This is a genomic window from Allomuricauda sp. d1, assembly GCF_039592695.1.
GTDB lineage: Bacteria > Bacteroidota > Bacteroidia > Flavobacteriales > Flavobacteriaceae > Flagellimonas_A.
This window is the reverse complement of record NZ_JBBUTK010000001.1, coordinates 1049491-1067990: the sequence shown is the minus strand read 5'-3', so window position 1 is coordinate 1067990 and position 18500 is coordinate 1049491. Positions and strand designations below refer to the sequence as shown.

20 protein-coding genes are annotated in these 18500 nt (G+C 41.0%); 9 read left to right on the top strand and 11 right to left on the bottom strand.

The genetic code is table 11. The features are described 5' to 3' along the window. The first annotated feature begins 46 nt into the window (after positions 1 to 46). Genes AAAH86_RS05000 through AAAH86_RS04990 form a run of 3 tightly spaced genes read left to right on the top strand, consistent with a single transcriptional unit; the run spans position 47 to position 5579 of the window. Positions 47 to 1906, top strand: coding sequence for a DNA topoisomerase IV subunit B (locus AAAH86_RS05000; protein WP_343486407.1), 1860 nt, complete (start codon positions 47 to 49; stop codon positions 1904 to 1906). 21 nt (positions 1907 to 1927) lie between these two features. Beyond that, positions 1928 to 4555: a DNA gyrase/topoisomerase IV subunit A gene (locus tag AAAH86_RS04995; protein WP_343486406.1), complete on the top strand. Its 2628-nt coding sequence runs from the start codon at positions 1928 to 1930 to the stop codon at positions 4553 to 4555. A 58-nt stretch (positions 4556 to 4613) separates the two neighbouring features. Then, positions 4614 to 5579 carry a sterol desaturase family protein gene (locus tag AAAH86_RS04990; RefSeq protein WP_343486405.1) on the top strand — a complete coding sequence of 322 codons (966 nt, stop codon included), beginning with the start codon at positions 4614 to 4616 and terminating at the stop codon, positions 5577 to 5579. 2 nt (positions 5580 to 5581) lie between these two features. Here the strand turns inward: AAAH86_RS04990 and AAAH86_RS04985 are convergent, their stop codons facing one another. Genes AAAH86_RS04985 through AAAH86_RS04975 form a run of 3 tightly spaced genes read right to left on the bottom strand, consistent with a single transcriptional unit; the run spans position 5582 to position 7167 of the window. Continuing rightward, the gene (locus AAAH86_RS04985) at positions 5582 to 6397 is read right to left on the bottom strand and encodes a TerC family protein (protein ID WP_343486404.1); all 816 of its coding nucleotides are present in this window, start codon (positions 6395 to 6397) and stop codon (positions 5582 to 5584) included. Positions 6398 to 6399: 2 nt separating this feature from the next. Then, positions 6400 to 6771, bottom strand: a complete 372-nt coding sequence (locus AAAH86_RS04980; protein ID WP_343486403.1) for a DNA topoisomerase IV — start codon at positions 6769 to 6771, stop codon at positions 6400 to 6402. A gap of 45 nt (positions 6772 to 6816) precedes the next feature. Beyond that, the gene (locus AAAH86_RS04975) at positions 6817 to 7167 is read right to left on the bottom strand and encodes a helix-turn-helix transcriptional regulator (protein WP_343486402.1); all 351 of its coding nucleotides are present in this window, start codon (positions 7165 to 7167) and stop codon (positions 6817 to 6819) included. A 520-nt stretch (positions 7168 to 7687) separates the two neighbouring features. Between AAAH86_RS04975 and AAAH86_RS04970 the strand changes: the two genes are divergently transcribed. Both AAAH86_RS04970 and AAAH86_RS04965 read left to right on the top strand, forming a co-directional pair. After that, positions 7688 to 8170 carry a winged helix-turn-helix transcriptional regulator gene (locus AAAH86_RS04970; RefSeq protein WP_343486401.1) on the top strand — a complete coding sequence of 161 codons (483 nt, stop codon included), beginning with the start codon at positions 7688 to 7690 and terminating at the stop codon, positions 8168 to 8170. After that, entirely contained in the window at positions 8167 to 8682 is a 516-nt protein-coding gene (locus AAAH86_RS04965; protein WP_343486399.1) for a DinB family protein, read from the top strand. Before AAAH86_RS04970 ends, AAAH86_RS04965 begins: the two co-directional genes overlap by 4 nt. Positions 8683 to 8684: 2 nt before the next feature. On the opposite strand, the gene AAAH86_RS04960 is transcribed toward AAAH86_RS04965, so the two are convergent. Together AAAH86_RS04960 and aroB are read right to left on the bottom strand one after the other, a co-directional pair. Then, entirely contained in the window at positions 8685 to 9020 is a 336-nt protein-coding gene (locus tag AAAH86_RS04960) for a hypothetical protein (protein ID WP_343486398.1), read from the bottom strand. Positions 9021 to 9115: 95 nt separating this feature from the next. Continuing rightward, on the bottom strand, positions 9116 to 10159 hold the full coding sequence (gene aroB / locus AAAH86_RS04955) for a 3-dehydroquinate synthase (protein WP_343486396.1): 1044 nt from the start codon (positions 10157 to 10159) through the stop codon (positions 9116 to 9118). A 105-nt stretch (positions 10160 to 10264) separates the two neighbouring features. Between aroB and AAAH86_RS04950 the strand changes: the two genes are divergently transcribed. Continuing rightward, positions 10265 to 11434, top strand: coding sequence for a proline dehydrogenase family protein (locus AAAH86_RS04950; protein ID WP_343486394.1), 1170 nt, complete (start codon positions 10265 to 10267; stop codon positions 11432 to 11434). Between the two features lies 1 nt (position 11435). Here AAAH86_RS04950 and AAAH86_RS04945 read toward each other — a convergent pair whose 3' ends face one another. The 5 genes from AAAH86_RS04945 to tsaE form a co-directional block, all read right to left on the bottom strand. Then, positions 11436 to 11819, bottom strand: coding sequence for a DUF4258 domain-containing protein (locus AAAH86_RS04945; RefSeq protein WP_343486393.1), 384 nt, complete (start codon positions 11817 to 11819; stop codon positions 11436 to 11438). 5 nt (positions 11820 to 11824) lie between these two features. Beyond that, a complete protein-coding gene (locus tag AAAH86_RS04940; RefSeq protein WP_343486392.1) occupies positions 11825 to 13024 on the bottom strand; it encodes an alanine dehydrogenase in 1200 nt (399 codons plus the stop codon). A gap of 155 nt (positions 13025 to 13179) precedes the next feature. Continuing rightward, positions 13180 to 13782 (bottom strand): hypothetical protein, encoded by a 603-nt coding sequence (locus tag AAAH86_RS04935; protein WP_343486391.1) that lies wholly within the window; start codon positions 13780 to 13782, stop codon positions 13180 to 13182. An 81-nt stretch (positions 13783 to 13863) separates the two neighbouring features. Continuing rightward, positions 13864 to 14001, bottom strand: coding sequence for a hypothetical protein (locus tag AAAH86_RS04930; protein ID WP_343486390.1), 138 nt, complete (start codon positions 13999 to 14001; stop codon positions 13864 to 13866). A 187-nt stretch (positions 14002 to 14188) separates the two neighbouring features. Beyond that, on the bottom strand, positions 14189 to 14599 hold the full coding sequence (gene tsaE / locus AAAH86_RS04925; protein WP_343486389.1) for a tRNA (adenosine(37)-N6)-threonylcarbamoyltransferase complex ATPase subunit type 1 TsaE: 411 nt from the start codon (positions 14597 to 14599) through the stop codon (positions 14189 to 14191). Positions 14600 to 14661: 62 nt separating this feature from the next. Between tsaE and AAAH86_RS04920 the strand changes: the two genes are divergently transcribed. Next, the gene (locus tag AAAH86_RS04920) at positions 14662 to 15684 is read left to right on the top strand and encodes a hypothetical protein (protein ID WP_343486388.1); all 1023 of its coding nucleotides are present in this window, start codon (positions 14662 to 14664) and stop codon (positions 15682 to 15684) included. Here AAAH86_RS04920 and AAAH86_RS04915 read toward each other — a convergent pair. Further along, positions 15674 to 16057 (bottom strand): hypothetical protein, encoded by a 384-nt coding sequence (locus AAAH86_RS04915; RefSeq protein WP_343486387.1) that lies wholly within the window; start codon positions 16055 to 16057, stop codon positions 15674 to 15676. The two genes, AAAH86_RS04920 and AAAH86_RS04915, sit on opposite strands and share 11 nt — an antisense overlap. A gap of 177 nt (positions 16058 to 16234) precedes the next feature. Here AAAH86_RS04915 and AAAH86_RS04910 point away from each other — a divergent pair, with 177 nt between their 5' ends. Further along, entirely contained in the window at positions 16235 to 17617 is a 1383-nt protein-coding gene (locus AAAH86_RS04910; RefSeq protein WP_343486386.1) for a hypothetical protein, read from the top strand. Beyond that, the gene (locus AAAH86_RS04905; RefSeq protein WP_343486385.1) at positions 17568 to 18194 is read left to right on the top strand and encodes a hypothetical protein; all 627 of its coding nucleotides are present in this window, start codon (positions 17568 to 17570) and stop codon (positions 18192 to 18194) included. The genes AAAH86_RS04910 and AAAH86_RS04905 overlap by 50 nt, the downstream gene beginning before the upstream one ends. Positions 18195 to 18500 lie beyond the last annotated feature (306 nt).

Sequence of the window (18500 nt, the reverse complement as noted above, 5' to 3'; positions counted from 1 at the left end):
ATAACCCAATAGCAGGTAACTTTATAACTTAATAACCCAACACACCGTGTCAAACACTCAGTATACAGAAGATAACATCCGCTCTCTTGACTGGAAAGAGCATATCAGGATGCGTCCCGGTATGTACATCGGCAAATTGGGTGATGGTTCTTCCGCCGATGATGGCATCTATATTCTACTGAAAGAGGTCATCGACAACTGTATCGACGAATTTGTCATGGGGGCCGGTAAGACCATCGAGATTTCCATCCGCGAGAATACCGTCATCGTTCGTGATTATGGTCGTGGCATTCCGTTGGGCAAAGTGGTCGATGTGGTCTCCAAAATGAACACGGGTGGCAAGTATGATACCCGTGCCTTTAAAAAGTCCGTAGGCCTCAACGGGGTCGGTACAAAGGCGGTCAATGCGCTTTCCACTTATTTCAAGGTGGAGTCCACACGTGATGGAAAGTCAAAATCTGCCGAGTTTGAGACTGGCGAGCTCAAAAACGAAGAGTTGTTGGATGAAACCTCTCGGCGCAAGGGCACAAAAGTGACCTTTGTTCCCGACGAATCCATTTTTAAAAAATATAAGTATCGCAGCGAGTACGTTGAGCGCATGCTCAAGAACTATGTCTACCTAAACCCAGGCCTCACGATTGTTTTCAACGGAGAAAAATTTTACTCTGAAAACGGTCTCAAAGATCTGTTGCAAGACAATACCAATGCTGACGATATGCTGTATCCGATAATTCACCTGAAGGGCAACGATATCGAGGTCGCAATGACACACAGCAAGACCCAATACAGCGAGGAGTACCATTCATTCGTAAACGGTCAAAATACCACCCAAGGCGGTACACACCAAGCCGCTTTTCGAGAGGCGATTGTAAAGACTGTCCGTGATTTTTACAAAAAGAACTATGACGCTTCCGATATTCGAAAATCAATCATCTCGGCCATTTCGATCAAGGTGATGGAGCCTGTGTTCGAAAGTCAGACCAAGACCAAGCTGGGGTCTACCGATATGGGCGGTGATTTGCCTACGGTGCGCACCTACATCAACGATTTTATCGGCAAGCAACTTGACAATTATCTTCATAAGAACGAGGAGACAGCACAGGCACTTCAGAAGAAAATTGTTCAGGCCGAAAAAGAGCGCAAGGAGCTTTCCGGCATACGGAAACTGGCCCGTGAGCGCGCCAAAAAAGCCAGTTTGCACAATAAAAAACTGCGTGATTGCAGGGTGCACCTTGGGGACATGAAAAACGACCGACGATTAGAGTCCACCCTTTTCATCACCGAGGGCGACTCCGCTTCGGGCTCCATTACAAAATCACGCGATGTCAATACCCAAGCGGTCTTCAGCCTTCGTGGTAAGCCTTTGAATTCTTACGGAATGTCAAAAAAGGTGGTCTACGAGAACGAGGAATTCAATCTTTTGCAAGCGGCTCTCAATATTGAGGAATCCCTTGAAGATCTGCGTTATAACAATATAGTAATCGCCACGGATGCCGATGTCGACGGTATGCACATCCGATTGTTGTTGATTACTTTCTTTCTACAGTTCTTTCCAGAATTGATCAAAGAAAACCACCTGTATATTTTGCAGACCCCACTGTTTCGGGTGCGCAATAAAAAAGAAACCATCTACTGTTACAGTGAAGAAGAGAAACGTGAGGCCATTGAAAAATTGAAGGGCAAGCCCGAAATTACCCGTTTTAAGGGGTTGGGCGAAATTTCCCCCGATGAGTTCAAACATTTCATTGGCGATGACATCCGATTGGAACCCGTAATGTTGGACAAGGCCATGAGCATCGACCAGCTATTGCAATTTTACATGGGCAAAAATACACCAGACCGACAAGAATTTATTATCAATAACCTTAAAGTAGAGCTTGATTTGGTTGATGAAAACCAACTATAAGAAAGCACATTGCTGTTTTGAATGGAAGAGAATGGAGAATTGAATGAGGGGCAATTAGAATCTCAAGATGAAAATCAAGAGACCCTGACCCGGGTCACGGGCATGTACAAAGATTGGTTTCTTGATTATGCTTCTTACGTCATCCTTGAGAGAGCCGTTCCTGCCATAGAAGATGGTTTCAAGCCTGTACAGCGGCGCATCATGCATTCCCTGAAAGAATTGGATGACGGCCGGTACAACAAGGTGGCCAATGTTGTGGGGCACACCATGCAGTATCACCCCCATGGTGATGCAAGTATCGGTGATGCCATGGTTCAAATTGGGCAAAAAGATTTGCTCATCGACACCCAGGGCAACTGGGGCAATATCTTGACGGGTGATGGCGCAGCGGCACCAAGGTATATTGAGGCGCGCCTATCAAAGTTCGCTCTAGATGTGGTGTACAGCCCTAAAATCACCGAGTGGCAGCTTTCGTATGATGGCAGGAAAAAAGAACCGATCAATCTTCCCGTTAAGTTTCCGTTGTTGTTGGCACAGGGTGCCGAGGGCATTGCGGTCGGACTTTCCACCAAAATCCTTCCCCACAACTTCAATGAATTGATAGATGCATCCATCAAACATTTAAAGGGACAACGGTTCAAATTGTTTCCCGATTTTCCCACGGCAGGCATTATTGATGTGACCAATTACAACGAAGGTATGCGCGGGGGCAAGGTGCGCGTACGTGCCAAAATATCCCAACACGATAAAAATACGCTGGTCATAAATGACATACCCTATGGCACCAATACCTCATCTTTGATTGACTCCATTTTAAAGGCGAATGACAAGGGAAAGATAAAAATCAAGAAAATTGAGGACAATACCGCTGCCGAGGTAGAAATTCTCATCCATTTGCCGAGCGGAATCTCTCCAGATAAGACCATTGATGCTTTGTATGCCTTTACGGCCTGCGAATCTTCCATATCGCCCTTGGGATGCATCATCGAAGACAACAAACCCGTTTTTATGGGGGTCAAAGAGATGTTGGAGCGTTCTACCGATAACACGGTCGAACTCTTAAAATCAGAGCTGGAAATACAGCTTTCAGAACTCGAGGAACAATGGCACTTTGCTTCTTTGGAGCGCATTTTCATTGAAAACCGTATCTATCGAGACATTGAAGAAGAAGAAACATGGGAAGGTGTCATTACCGCCATTGACAAAGGCTTGAAACCGCATACCAAAATGCTAAAGCGGGCGGTGACAGAAGAAGATATTACCCGCCTCACCGAGATACGCATCAAAAGAATCTCAAAGTTTGATTTAGACAAGGCACAGCAAAATATCGAAAGCCTTGACGAAAAAATTGCCCAGACCAAACACCATTTGGCACATTTGACCGACTTTGCCATTGATTATTTCAAAACGCTAAAAAAGAATTATGGGGCAGGGCGTGAGCGCAAGTCTGAAATCAAGATTTTCGACGACATCGAGGCCACCAAAGTGGTCATTCGCAATACCAAGCTCTATGTGAATCGTGCCGAAGGTTTTGTGGGCACTTCCATGCGGCGTGATGAATATGTCACCGATTGCAGTGATATCGATGATATCATTGTCTTTACCAAGAAAGGGGAAATGATGGTGACCAAAGTGGACTCAAAGACATTTGTGGGCAAAAATATCATTCATGTTGCTGTTTTCAAAAAGAAGGACAAGCGTACGACGTACAACATGATTTACAAAGATGGTAGGGGAGGCCCCAGCTACATCAAACGGTTCAATGTGACCAGTGTCACTAGAGACAGGCTTTACGACTTGACGACTGGCAAGTCAAGCTCTGAGGTATTATATTTTTCAGCCAATCCGAATGGTGAGGCCGAGGTGGTCACGGTGCACTTGCGTCAAACTGGAAGCATCAAGAAATTGAAATGGGACCTTGATTTTGCCGATGTGCTCATCAAGGGCCGGGCGTCAAAGGGCAATCTGGTCACAAAATATGCGGTAAAGCGCATCGAACTCAAAGAAAAAGGCCTTTCAACATTGAAACCCAGAAAGCTTTGGTTTGATGATACCGTACAACGCCTCAACGTTGATGAGCGGGGTGAACTGTTGGGCGAGTTTACAAGCGAAGACCGCTTGTTGCTCATCAATCAAAAGGGGGTGGTGAAGACCGTGATTCCTGAACTGACCTTGCGTTTTGATGATGATCTGGTGGTGTTGGAAAAGTGGGATCCGAACAAACCAATCACTGCCATCTATTGGGAAGGTGAAAAAGAGCTTTTTTATGTCAAACGATTTTTGGTAGAGAGTCCCGATAAGGAAGAAACCATCATCACCGAACATCCCAAATCATATCTTGAAAAAGTATTTGTCGATTACCGGCCGAGGGCCGAGGTCGTCTTTGTGAAAAAGCGGGGCGAAGAGCGAAAAGACAACCTAGAGGTAGACTTAGAAGCGTTTATTGCAGTGAAGGGTATCACCGCCATGGGCAACCAATTGACCAAAGAAAAAGTGTTGGAAATCAATGAATTGGAGTCGCTCCCATATACGCCACCAGAGCCAAAAAAGCCCGAAGAAATTGAAGTTGTAGATGAAGAAAATGTCGCCCCAGAAGATGAAAGCAATCCAAAAAAAGAGTCGGATTCAGACCAGCCAACATTGTTTTAATATTTTATTCTGTGTACTTTGCATGTTTTATACTAAACCACTAACATAATCCCACATAATGGATTTCACCAACCCTCTGGTGTACGGGGTTCCCGTATTTATTGCATTTATTTTATTTGAATTGACATACAGTAAGACGCACGGCGACGACCATCTTTATGAGTGGAAAGATTTAGCGGCCAGTGGTTTTTTGGGGGTGGGCTCGGCACTCATTGGTCCGTTGTTCAAGGTCATCTTTGCCGTTGTGCTCTTTGAGGGGGTCTATGAATTGTGCAACCCTGAGATTAACGGGGTACGGCAGAATTTTTTGGGGTACGAATCTTTTGGTTATATATGGTACGTTTGGTTGCTGTGTATGCTGGCCGACGACTTCACGTATTACTGGTTTCATCGCGCAAACCATGAAATACGTCTCTTATGGGCCGCACATATTGTGCACCATTCTTCCGACAATTATAATTTGGGCACCGCAGTGCGCAATGGCTGGTTCACCATTTTGTACAAGCCCTTGTTTTACGCGTGGATGCCTGCCGTGGGCTTTCCGCCTGAAATGGTAGTGGTATGTTTGGGCATTGAGGCTTTATGGCAATTTCAGTTGCATTCGGTCTATGTTCCCAAATTGGGTTTTCTGGAAAAAATCTTCAACACCCACACCATGCACCAAGTGCACCACGCCCAAAATGTGGAGTATTTGGATAAAAACCATGGAGGATTTTTGAACATCTTTGATAAACTATTCGGTACATGGAAAGAGTTGGACGATGATATCGAAGTGAAGTATGGCGTGATACATTCCCCAGAATCGTACAATCCTGCGGTGATTTTGACCCATGAGTTCAAAGACATCTGGAACGACATGAAAAAAACCAAGAATTGGCGCCACAAACTGATGTATGTTTTTGGGCCACCTGGGTGGAGTCACGACGGAAGCACCCTGACCGTTAAACAGCAGCAGCATCAATTCAAAAAATTCAAGGAAGCAAAAAAATCAAATCCTGATTTGATTTTTAGCAGGCCCAATTAAAACTATTCGTCGACCACTTCTTCCTGCTTCTTTTTTCTGTTCCTCATCATCCGCATGTCGAAAAACTCGACCATCAAAGAAAAGGCAATGGCAAAATAGAGGTAGCCTTTGGGTATCGCACCCACTTCACTGTCAAACACCACCAAGTGCGATAAGTGTGCTGCCTCGGCGATAAGCATAAATCCGATTAAAATCAAAAAAGACAGTCCCAGCACTTGAATCGAGGGATGGCGGTTCACAAAATTACCGACCGGATTTGCAAATAGCATCATAATCAGCACAGAAACGACTACCGCAATGATCATCAATACAAGTGCATCATTCGGGTCGGGCGAAATGCCGTTGGTCATGCCAATTGCCGTCAAAATCGAATCAAAGGAGAAAACGATATTGATAACGGTAATTTGAACTATGGCATTGGTCAATGAGTTTGAACGCCCCTTCTTTACCTCGCGCTCATCATGCCCGCGGTCTTCAATTTTTTCATGAATTTCTTTGGTGCTTTTATACAACAAAAACAAACCACCCAAAAAAAGAATCAAGGCCTGCCAGCTTATTCCACCTGAAATCCAAGAAGCATCTAAAATCAAAAAAGGCTTTTTTAAGCTTACCAACCACGTGATACCAAAAAGTAAGACGATTCTCATGGCCATGGCCAACACCAAACCGATGTTTGTTGCTTTTTTACGGTCTTTTTGCTCAAGTTTTCCTGCGGCAATCGATATAAAAATGATGTTGTCAATACCGAGAATGATTTCTAAAAAGGTGAGGGTCAGTAATGCCATCCAGGCATCTGGGCTTGCAAAAATATCGAACATGGTCAGTGTATTTTAACGGCTTCGCCTTTAAACTTTCTTTTATCGCCTATGGCGTTGTACTCAAATGTATAAGAAGAATCTGAGGTTGTCAAAATTTTTATGTGGATGGATTTTTCTTCAGCCCGGTTTTGAGGGGAAACTTTCTTGAGCACATACTCACAGTCATTGATCCACCTGATGGATGCCGTGTCTTTCTTGCCTTTGAATTCTTCAATCTCTATGGTGGGTTTGCGAACAAAGGTTGTGGTCTGTTCACTGCCTTCAATGGTGGTGGTAAATTGAAAAGTGCCCGTTCTGAAATCGGTGCAATTTCGTTCAGGGATTGAATTGCAAGAAACGATGAAAATTAGAAATAGGAATGTTGTTCTGTACATACGTGCAAAATACGGCAAAGCATATTTTTGCGCTATAAGCGGGTACTATTTTTTTGGTTCGAACGATTCAAAGGTCCCATCATCATAGAAAACGGCAATTTTTGTTATGCCCTTTTTAGACTTTTCAATGTAGTTCTTAGGATTTGGGGGCGGTGGTGGGGAGGAGGTTTCGTCGGTAAGTAGTAAACTACCTTTACCGTTGAGCAACCAATAAATGTTCACTTCAGGAAAAGTCTGGATCACTTTCATGATAAAATCAAGGCTTGGCCGGTTTCTGCCATTTAGTATATGTGAGACACTAGAACGCTGCACCCCAATTTTATCGGCGAATAGGGAAGGTGACACTCCGTAGTGCTCCATAAGTGCGTTCAGACGTTTGATGAAATTATCATTCACAATTATAAATTCCTATACAGCAAAAGTACCATTTTGGGCATTTAATTTGAGTCATCAGCTGTGTATAAAAGTGAAAATAGTTAAACTTTATAATTAGATAAATTAGTTTAAAATATTGATATTTAATATTTTAAACTAATTAATTTATTATTTGTTAAAAATACGCAGCACTAGTTTACAATTCTAACCAAAATCGAAACATTGGGAGTCGTAAAAAATTTACAATTGTAAACTTGACTATTTTTACATCTTGATAGAGAAGCTCGAAACGTTCTGGTATCTTTATTCTTCCCTTCCCTTAAAACATGAAGAAAGAAGTACATTCTCCAAGTCAGTATAAATTGCACAACGGGTACTATTTAAATTTTCGTGATGCGCTGACATTTCATTAGTGTTCAACGTTGTAGGCTTAATTACGATTGTTAAATTTTTTATGCTTTCTTGAGTTATCTTTAAAAAAAGTGACTTTTTTTTATATTTAATTTCTTGATTTATTATTTTCGTTGAAAATTTTTAGACTATGGGCAAGGTTAAACTAGACGAAATTGATCACCAAATACTGGATATGTTGATTGACAACACCAGGACACCATTTACTGATATCGCCAAAAAGCTATTGATATCTGCTGGTACAGTGCATGTACGGGTCAAAAAGATGGAAGAGGCCGGTATTATACGGGGCTCTTCGTTGACGTTGGATTATGTAAAGCTGGGATATTCTTTTATCGCCTACGTGGGCATTTTTCTGGAAAAAACACATCAAACGAAATTTGTGCTCGAGCGATTGACTCAGATACCCTATGTGACCGTCGCCCACATCACAACCGGAAAATTCAATATTTTCTGTAAAATACGGGCCCGCGATACCACACATGCCAAGAATATCATTTTTAAGATTGATGATATTGATGGCATCAGCAGAACGGAGACCATGATTTCTTTAGAAGAGAGCATCAATGACAAAAAACGACTGATGCATACCATTTTCAACGAGCTCGGATGACCATACATGACTTGGGGACAGATGAGTATGGGGCCTATTATGAATCGTACATCCAAAGCAATCCAAATTTAGGGTTGCTCAAATGCCTGGCTTCCACTAAGGAAGAGTTTCTCGAACTTCTAAACTCCATATCCGAAGAAAAATTTAGATTCAGCTATGCTGAGGGAAAGTGGAGCCTCGCAGAGCTATTTCAGCACGTTATCGATGCCGAACGGGTATTTCAGTACAGGGCAATGCGGTTTGCAAGAAATGACAAAACGCCTTTACCTGGCTTTGAGCAAGATGGCTATGTGACCGCATCGAGGGCCAACGAAAAGAGTATTGAAAATTTAAGGTTTGAGTTTACTTCGGTTCGTGATGCGACGATTGCACTTTTCAGCACTTTGAACGAAGAAGAATTACAGCGAATTGGTATTGCCAGCGACACCAATTTCAGTGTCAGGGCATTGGGTTTTATTATCAGTGGGCACCAACTGCACCACCAAAAGATAGTTCGGGAAAGGTACCTCTAAAATCAGTCCAAATCTTCCAAGTCATTGTCAATGTCCCCATCCTTTTCTTCAAGGGTATCGTAGCCCTCCTCGGTTATGGCCTCCTTTTCACTTGGGGTACTTTCAAGCTCACGCTCAATAGTTTCCTCAAAGTTTGAAATAAAATTGGCAAGGCTTTTACTGATTTTGACCAAATAGATGGTATCCTCGGTTTTTACTTCAACGGTTTCAATGATTTCGCCATTTGGTTTTTTGAGAATGATGATGTCGTCATCACCATAACCATGGGGGTAGAGGTCAATCAAAAGTGCAGCCACTTGATGGTCGAGCTTTTTATAGTCAATCAGCACACGTTTCATAGTAGGTCGTTTGTTTTGGTTATCAGACCTAAACTATTCAATTTTTGGTTTCTAAAATGTAAAGAGTTGTCAATGCCAAGAATCAGTATATGAAACTATGGTAAGCTGTAGTATTGAAATGCCTCTTCAAAAAGACTTGAAGGTACTTTGATGTCGATAACAGCCTTTCCTATGGTCTTTAGCAATACAAAATTGACATCGCCATGCGTATTCTTCTTGTCGTGTTTCAGCAAATCGATACAAGATGTAATGTCCTCATTGTTAAACTGTACCTTTGGGTAGATATGGTCAATGGCCCTTTTTATTTCATCCAATTCAATTTTGGAAAGCCCCGACAGTTTATGTGACAGGTAGGCCTCTAAAACCATACCTACGGCAATGGCTTCACCGTGCAAAAGAACACTTTTGTCTTGGGCGATAAGAAAATGTGATTCAATGGCATGGCCCAGGGTATGGCCGAAGTTTAGAATTTTGCGCAATCCTTTTTCATCAACATCCTCATGTACCACATGGCTTTTAATTTCAACGGATTTTTGAATTTTATCCCCGATAGTATCAAGATTTTTCAATGCTTTCAGCTCTTGCCAATAGTCAAAGTCACTGATGAGCCCATGTTTTAGCATCTCGGCAAAACCGCTTTTGATTTGGCGCTTTTCGAGCGTGTTCAAAAATTCAGGAAATACCGCAATAAGCTCAGGTTGGTTGATGACACCAATTTGGTTTTTCAACGACTGAAAATCGACTCCCGTTTTACCACCGATGGCTGCATCGACCATGGCCAGAAGTGTGGTGGGCACATTGATGAAATCAATACCTCTTTTGAATGTCGAAGCAACAAACCCCCCCAAATCGGTAACGACACCACCCCCCAGGTTGATAAGCAAGCTTTGCCGATCACCACCTTCTGTTGAGAGCGTATCCCAAACGGCCTTGCATGAATCAAGGTTTTTGTGTTCTTCACCAGCCTTGATTTCTATTACTGAACTGTCTACCGCCTTTATCATATTTTTCAAAATGGGCAAACAATGTGTTCTTGTATTGGTATCTACCAAGACAAAAACTTTTGAATACCCCTTGTTTTCAAGCGATTGCAGTAAAGCTGCCTGTGCCAGCTCATCAAAATATACCAAATGCTGCACCAATGTTACGGTTCTAAAATTTTGTTTCAGATGCTAAATAAAGATTATTTTTAATGATGTGCATGAGTCAATGCTGTTTATCTTTGAATCTTTAAAAAATTGGCAATGACGAGGCCTGATTTTGAGAATACCGCAATTGCATTTCGCTTAAAAACTGATTCAGAACTAGAAAGGGCCTATTTTCTATTCAAAATGATTGCCAACGAACCCCTCGTGCGTATCGGTACTGCGGTGACCAACTTTGCCGTCAAGGCCCATCTGCCGGTCGAAGGATTGATTCGCGCTACCGTTTTTGACCATTTTTGTGGCGGAGTCAACGAGCAAGATTGTTTGCCAAAAATTGACCAGATGTTTGAGCACGGGGTCTGCTCCATTTTGGATTATTCTGTGGAAGGAAAGGAAATCGAAAATCAATTCGATACGGCCATGCAGAAAATTTTGCATGTGCTTGATTTTGTCAAAGAGAAAGAGGCCATTCCGTTTGCGGTTTTCAAGCCCACGGCATTCGGCAGGTTCAAATTGTATGAAAAAGTCGGTGCAGGATTGAATTTGACGGAAGAAGAAACAGCCGAATGGCAGCGTATTGTCAATCGTTTTGACCTTGCATGTAAAAAAGCCCATGATCTCGATGTGGCGCTATTGATTGATGCGGAAGAAAGCTGGATGCAAGATGCCGCCGACAATCTGGCCGAGCAGATGATGCGAAAATACAATACTGAGAGGGCGGTCATTTTCAATACCGCCCAAATGTACCGCTGGGACCGTATGGATTATTTGAAATCATTGGTCGAAACCGCAAAAAATGAAAACTTCAAGGTGGGCATCAAAGTGGTTCGCGGCGCATACATGGAAAAGGAAAACAATCGTGCTGAGGAAAAGGGATACAAATCACCCATCTGTACTTCTAAAAAGGAAACGGACGATAATTTTGACACTGCGGTGAAATTCATGGTGAACCATTTGGATGTCTTTTCCATCTTTTCAGGAACCCACAATGAAATAAGTACTTATCGTTTGCTGGGTTTGATGCATTACAACGGAATATCAAAAAGCGACCCTCGAATTTGGTTCGGGCAGTTGTACGGTATGAGCGACCATATTTCGTTCAATCTAGCTGAAGCGGGGTATCGCGTAGCCAAATATTTACCCTATGGCCCTGTTCGTGATGTAATGCCGTATCTTATCCGAAGAGCGGAAGAGAACACATCGGTGGCCGGACAAACCACCCGAGAGCTGTCACTTTTGAAAAAAGAAAAAGAAAGAAGAAAGATTTAGGCTATTCTTTGGCAAGGCCTTTGAGAATAGCTCTTTCGTTGCAATTTTCTACATCCAGAGTAAATCGCCTCCCATCAAAATCCTTGTTGATTTTGTACAGTTTACATGGATTCGCCTTGGCGTCACTTTCTGCAAAATCGATATCGCCATCCTTTAAAAAGGAAACAATGGTCATACTGTCCATTTGCACAGATTCCATTTTCGCCAGAACTTCTTCTGAAAATGATAACGGTTTTGAGCGTATGTCTTTCAAAACCCGACAATTGGGCAGGTAGCAAAATTCAACTCCGGTTTCCTCAGATTTTTTTTTGAGGAAGAACATCAAGAACACCAATCCGATGGATAGCCCGACCAGATACCAGCCAATGCGTTTCAACAGCACCATTCTGTTTAAAAAATTAAAAAGTTGATATCACTTGAATTCAGGTCAAACCAATCGCCAACGGTTTTGTTGGTCAAGATGCCGTGGTACATGTAGAGTCCGTTCCGGAGGCCTTTGTCGAACCGCAGGGAATGCTCTAATCCGCCATCCTCACCAATTTTCAATAGATAGGGGGTGAAAATATTGCTGATGGATATTGTAGACGTTCTGGGGTAGCGCGCCGGAATATTGGGCACGCCATAATGCAATACCCCAAATTTTTCAATTACAGGTTTGACATGTGTGGTGACCTCAGTGGTTTCGAAACAACCACCCATATCAATGCTCACATCAATGATGACCGCCCCAGTTTTCATGTTTTCGACCATGGTTTTTGATACTACCACGGGAGCCCTGTCTTTTCCCCGTACCGCACCTATGGCCACATCACAGCGTTTCAAGGCCTTGACCAGATTCTTGGGTTGTAGCGTAGAGGTGTAAATCGTCTCTTTAAGGTTAGTCTGAATGTTTCTCAGTTTGGTGATAGAGTTATCAAATACCTTCACATTGGCCCCAAGCCCCAGCGAAGAGCGCGCCGCATACTCGCCGACGGTGCCCGCGCCCAAGATGACCACCTCCACAGGCGGTACACCGCTGATGTTGCCAAACATAAGACCATTGCCATCATTGGCCACGGACATCAGTTCTGAGGCAATCAACACGGCGGCGGTACCTGCAATCTCACTCAACGAACGTACTGCGGGGAATTTACCATCTTCATCGCGAATGTATTCAAAGGCAATGGCTGTCAACCGCCGTTTGGCCATTTCTTCAAAATAGTTTTTTGACTGCGTTTTTATTTGAAGTGCTGAAATGACAATGGTTTGGGGGTTCAACAGTTCAATCTCCTGCAAACTGGGCGGCTCAACCTTAAGAATGAGGGGGCATGAAAACACCTTTTTGGTATCTCGGGTGATTTCGGCCCCAGCATTGGTATATTCAACATCGGTATAATTGGCTCCCTCACCAGCCCCTGACTCAATCATGACGCGGTGCCCATGGGCCGTTATCGCATTCACAGCATCGGGTGTGAGGCAGATACGTTTTTCTTGGTACTGGTTTTCTTTGGGGATGCCGATAAAAAGCTCGCCTTTTTGCTTGATGACCTCAAGGGTCTCTTCTTGCGGCAACAATTCTTGTTTGCTGAACGGGGAAGAAGGTTGGTTCATAGGTTGTAATGTAAACTACCTTGGGTCAAGCCCACGAGACGTTAAAAGGAAACGAATCTTGGGTTTCGACGCAAGTGTCAGAGCATTATAAATCTCGATTATCGAGTAAAGGCCACAAGCGTTGGCCTTATTCTTAAAAACGAAGTTACAATTTTTTAAAGTACCTCTTTGTGGGCTTTGAAATTGTCAGAGTGAAGTTCAGATGCTTTGGGCGTTTTGTCTTTAAGCTGCTCGAGTTTCTCGCGCTCTTTGCGCAATTCTTCTTTTTCTTTAAGAATGCTCAGTTCGGTGTCCATGGCTTTGAGGTCGATGCCGTGCACATGTTTGTCATAGAGTTTGACACGGATAAAATAGACAAAAGGAATGACCACCATACAAACTGGCAATAGCCAAAGAATATTTTCACTATCTATTGTTCCACTTTCCAAGTAATAACCTTCAAATAATTGAAAAGTGAACATTAGAAGTGGAATCAATATAATATGGTACCACCAGTGTTTGCAAGTTAAAAACCAGATTAAAAGGAGATAAAGCGGAACAACCTTAGAAACAAAAAACCATCCACTCATTTCAATAGAAGGAAACCCGCTTTTACCAATTTCAAACCATAAAAACTTTACCGTTTCGACAGAAGAATTTTCCGGAAGATATTCGTGGCTCTTATAAATAAATGGAGAAACTATTATTAATAGAGCAACAAAGGACTCTATAAAAATTCGTTTTCTAGCTAATTTTTTTGAAGTATTGTTTTTCGCCATGAAGGGTGTAATAATTCATATAACGAAAAAAGGGCAATATTTAGTATTGCCCTTTCACTTTTGTGGAAATTTCAATCAGACCTATCTTTTAGGCTTCATAAATTGATCTTTCCTAACTCCTAGCTCTTGATTGTCATCAATGGTGACAGTTGTCGAAAGTGACACCGCCATCAAAACAACCATAGCTAGCATACCAAAAAATACTTTTCTAGTGTTCATCGTACATTTTTTTTGGTTACTTAAATATGAATGCATTCATTCAGGTGCGAATGTAAGAAAAATAGCATAAACAAAAACGGTTTATCGATAAAATCTGCTTTTTATCCAATAAATCAATCTTTTCATCGATCCTGAGGGAACTTCATCGAAAATAGTAAAAAAAACCAATTAACAAAATCTTAGGAAGTTAAAACTCGATACTACGGGTGTTTTCATCGATAAACTGTAAGAAAATCCTTTGATGTGCTGATGGAATCAGACGTTCCACTTTTTCAGGCCATTCGATAAAGATCCATGCTCCTGAAGCCAAATAATCTTCCAATCCCAAATCGTAAGCTTCCTCTTCATTTTCAATTCGGTAAAAATCAAAATGGTAGGCCAGAAGTTTGCCTTTGGCATCATGATATTCATTGACCAGGCCAAAGGTTGGGCTGTTTCCTGCATCGATACCCCCCAATACTTTGATCATTGCTTTGACCAAAGTGGTCTTACCGGCACCCATTTCGCCATAAAGACAAAGTATATTAGATTGCTTTTTATGTAGCAGTTGGCCCGCAATTTGGGGCAGTTCATCTTTTTTATAGATTATTTTCTCCATATTACTTGTTGGGTCAGAAAAAACGTGTTATTTTCAAATCATTAAATACCTGAACACTGATCATGTTTGTTGCAAAATATGTAAAACGAGATAGATTTTTAAAAGAGCTGTCACTAGGGGTGTTAATTTTCTTCAGCCCATTTCTTGTCCAGTTTCATTTACTTTTCAGTGAAACAGATACTACATTTAATCTTTATTCTTGGGAATATAGCCATGGATATGACAGTAATCTCGCTTACGCATGGATGGTTTTACTTCATATCATCCCGACTCTTCTTATCGTAGTGTATTATTTTCACACTATAAAAATACATAGGTATGCGATTTTAGTTTGCTTGTACTGGTTGTCTTATGATTTTTTGAAGCAAGGAACCAATCTAGAAAATCATTGGTTAATACCTCTAGTAATACTTCTAATCCCGCTATTTAGTTTTAAAAATAAAACAAGCAACTTTTTTAACAATTTTAAAATAGCTCGAGATAGTGGCTTGAGAAATACCTTTTTTTGTTTGTTATTGGTATTATCACCAATTATCGGTACAATTTCCAGCAATATAAGCTTTGAAATGAAAAGCGTCGATTTTCATCTTTTTGAATTAGGGAATTTCGGATTTCCCAATTTTGCCACTTTCTTATGGTATTTAGCTCTGAAATTGCTTGTCTTGACTCCTATGGTGGTATTTTTTCTTTCTGAAAAAAAATGGTGGCGATACGCCTTGCTAAGTCCAATTTTAGTTACAATGTATCAACTTCGCACGGGTTTAAAACCTGAAATTGACGTTATCGATGAACACGAAATTTTTGAAGCCATGCCCTTACTGTTAGGCATATTATTGATTTTGTTATTCCTAGCCAAACCTGCCTATTATCAAAACAAGCTAAAAACAATTTACCAAAAAAACCATACTAGGGCAGAGGAGCTGTTATCGAAAAAATACGGAAATAAAAGCGGTGAGTTTGAAAATCTTAAAAATCGTTTTCTATCATTCAAAGAAGACAGGGATAAAAATGCGATTCTCGAAGAAGAGCTTTTGTCGTTAAAATCCCAACTCGAAAACGAACTTCAAAAATCCACTACTTCTTAGGTTTCTTTTGACGGCGTTCAATTTCGTCAGTCACTTCTTTTAACAACGCTTGGAGCTCCTGTTCATGGCGCTCTTTTAGTTTTGCCTCAACCAACCGCTCAATTTCTTTTTGTTGCTCCAAGGGCAATTCACCTGTTCGTAATACCTCCTTATCGGGATTCAACATTTCGCCCTCACCGGTCATCAACCACACCAAATTCAATTCAGGGTATTTTTTGATAATGGCCTCGATTACATCACTGCCGATAGAGGCACTGTTCTTTTTCATCCGTAAAGTATAGCCATTGCTGGCACCTATCGATAGGTCAAATTGGCGCGCGCTCATTCCGGCATAATCAATAAACTGCATCAGGCGATCAATGGTTTTGAGCATATAAGTCAAATTTCTAACAAAGATACTTTTTTCTATACAACCACTACCAAAACGCTCTTTTTATCGAAATACTGAGAAAATTAGTTCTTTTATATAGAAAATATTCTATATTTGATATTGTATTCATCAAACGACTTTTTCAAATTATTCAACCCAACTTTTAAATTGAGACCCATTATGAAAAAACTAAAATTTTATTTCCTTATTTTTCTTGTCATAAACTTAGCTTGCGAGCAAGAAGAGACAATATCACCCGATGAGGGCATACATGACATAGCGACTTCAAGTTCAAAGGTTATTTTTCTTTCAGCAGATACTGAACTGCAAAACTCTGTCAAAAAGTTGTCGAATAAAGTCATAGAAACCAATAAGGGTGCCTCGATGTTGGATGATGTTGATTTTGACAGGGCATTGAAAAGATATGATGCAGCTTTAAAAATCACCTACTATACTTTTTCAATGAAACCTGATGAGTTGACAACGCGAAAGTTTGTTTTGAGGCAGAGCGACAATGGTAATATTTTAGGGCACGCCTTTGAATTTGAGGTAGATGCTGATTGGCTAAACGAGCAAGAGGTTTTTCCTGGTTGGCATCAATATACAGGGTGGTTGCGAATATTAGAGCTCGATGGCAATGTACTTTCTGAAAACCGCGTAGAAAATGGCCAAGTAGCAGGTACTAAGAACGGTAAACAACAAGCTTCTCGTAGTGGGCCTGTATGTGAAAGAACCTATACAAATTGGTACAGCTGCAGCAGATTCGCCTCAGATCCGAATTGGCACTGCGAAAGTGAGCCTTACCGTACCACGGTCTCGACCGAATGTACATGGGAGAGCATGAGCCATGACGGCATGTTGCCGGGAGGCGGGCATAATAAAGTGGGTCTTGAATCAATTGATTTCAGCGAATGGGAGCAGACGCAACTCAATGCAGTTGAAGATAATGTCATTAACAATTTAACTGGTGTGCCTCTTTGTGTTTACAATAAACTAAAATCTTTAAACGGAAATCTGTTTAAAAAGACAATAGGAGCATTTATTGATGACCCGCAATACGATTTGACATTGAGAACTGGTGAATGTGTACGTACAGATGAAGCCTGTACCGATGGCACTGACCCAAAGAATATTATCATAACCATAGAAAATGTTAACCAGAGTTCGCTAGGTTTGGCTTCGTTAATTTTACATGAAGGCTTACACGCTGAAATGCACCGCTACGTCAGTAGATATGAATCTGGCGTTGATCCAAATAATAGGGCGAGACTACTACAATTGTATGCATGGTATAAAAAATGGGCGCTAAAGTATCAAGATAAAGACTATAACTGGAAAAACGATGCTCATCATGCATATATGGTAGAAAACTATGTTAAGAAGGTAGCGTCAGCCCTCAGACAGTTGGATGGAAATCAATTCGCATTAGATTACTATATGTCGTATGCATGGGATGGCCTAAGAGATTCTGGTTACGCCGCAAAAAAACTGAGCAAAGAAAAAAACACATATTATGACAATCTTAGAAGAACTACAGAAGCTAATTCTGAAATTTGTAAGTAAGTTCAAGTTGGTATGCATTTTTTTGGTGATTTTTTCATTACCAATTCGATGCCATTTACAAGAACTCGCTAAAGAGGACAAACAAATAATATCATTAATCGTTGATAAACTAAGTTTCCCGTTAGCGCCACCTCCACCCTTAAAAAGCACTAATACCGATACTGCGGAAGTAGAGATAGATTCATTGCTCAATACTAAAATGGTTATAGCAATTTATCCATTTATGAGAAGCACTTTTGATGAATCAGGAAAAAACAAATTGCCGGAAGCTTTCAAAAAAATAATAGACATGTCTCTTCCAACAAAACCAATTAAAAGTTTAGATGGAATTTTAAGTACAAAAGGACACACCATAATATTGGCTGATACAGTCGAGCTAAAGAGCAGAGATTATTTTGAAAAATTTAACTTACTTTATGATTTTTCTAGAATATGGTATAATAAAAATAGGACAAAGGCTGTTGTTGAAGTTGGGCTTAGCCGAAGTAAATTGAATGGATTTTCAACAATATTTTGTTTTGACAAGTACAACGATGAATGGTCAGTTACCGAATCAATTGCAACGACTACATGGTAGCTTAAGTCTTTAATAATGTATTTTCTGTAAGGAATATTTGTCTGATTTTAAATTATTGAATTTATAAAGATTGTTTTCCACAAATAGTAAACGAACTGCTCAAGTTGATGTTTGGCATATAAGTGGTACACGGATTTTATGTTGACAGTAGATTTTATTTTTATAGCTAAGGCCGTAGCCAGTCTTATAGAGTTTGTTGAGGGCGGTATCACAATTGCCAATGACTTTTGAATGCTTTTTGCCAAGCATGGAACTAATAAATGTAGTAATACATAATTTTGACCAACCATGAGTTTTATGGGACAG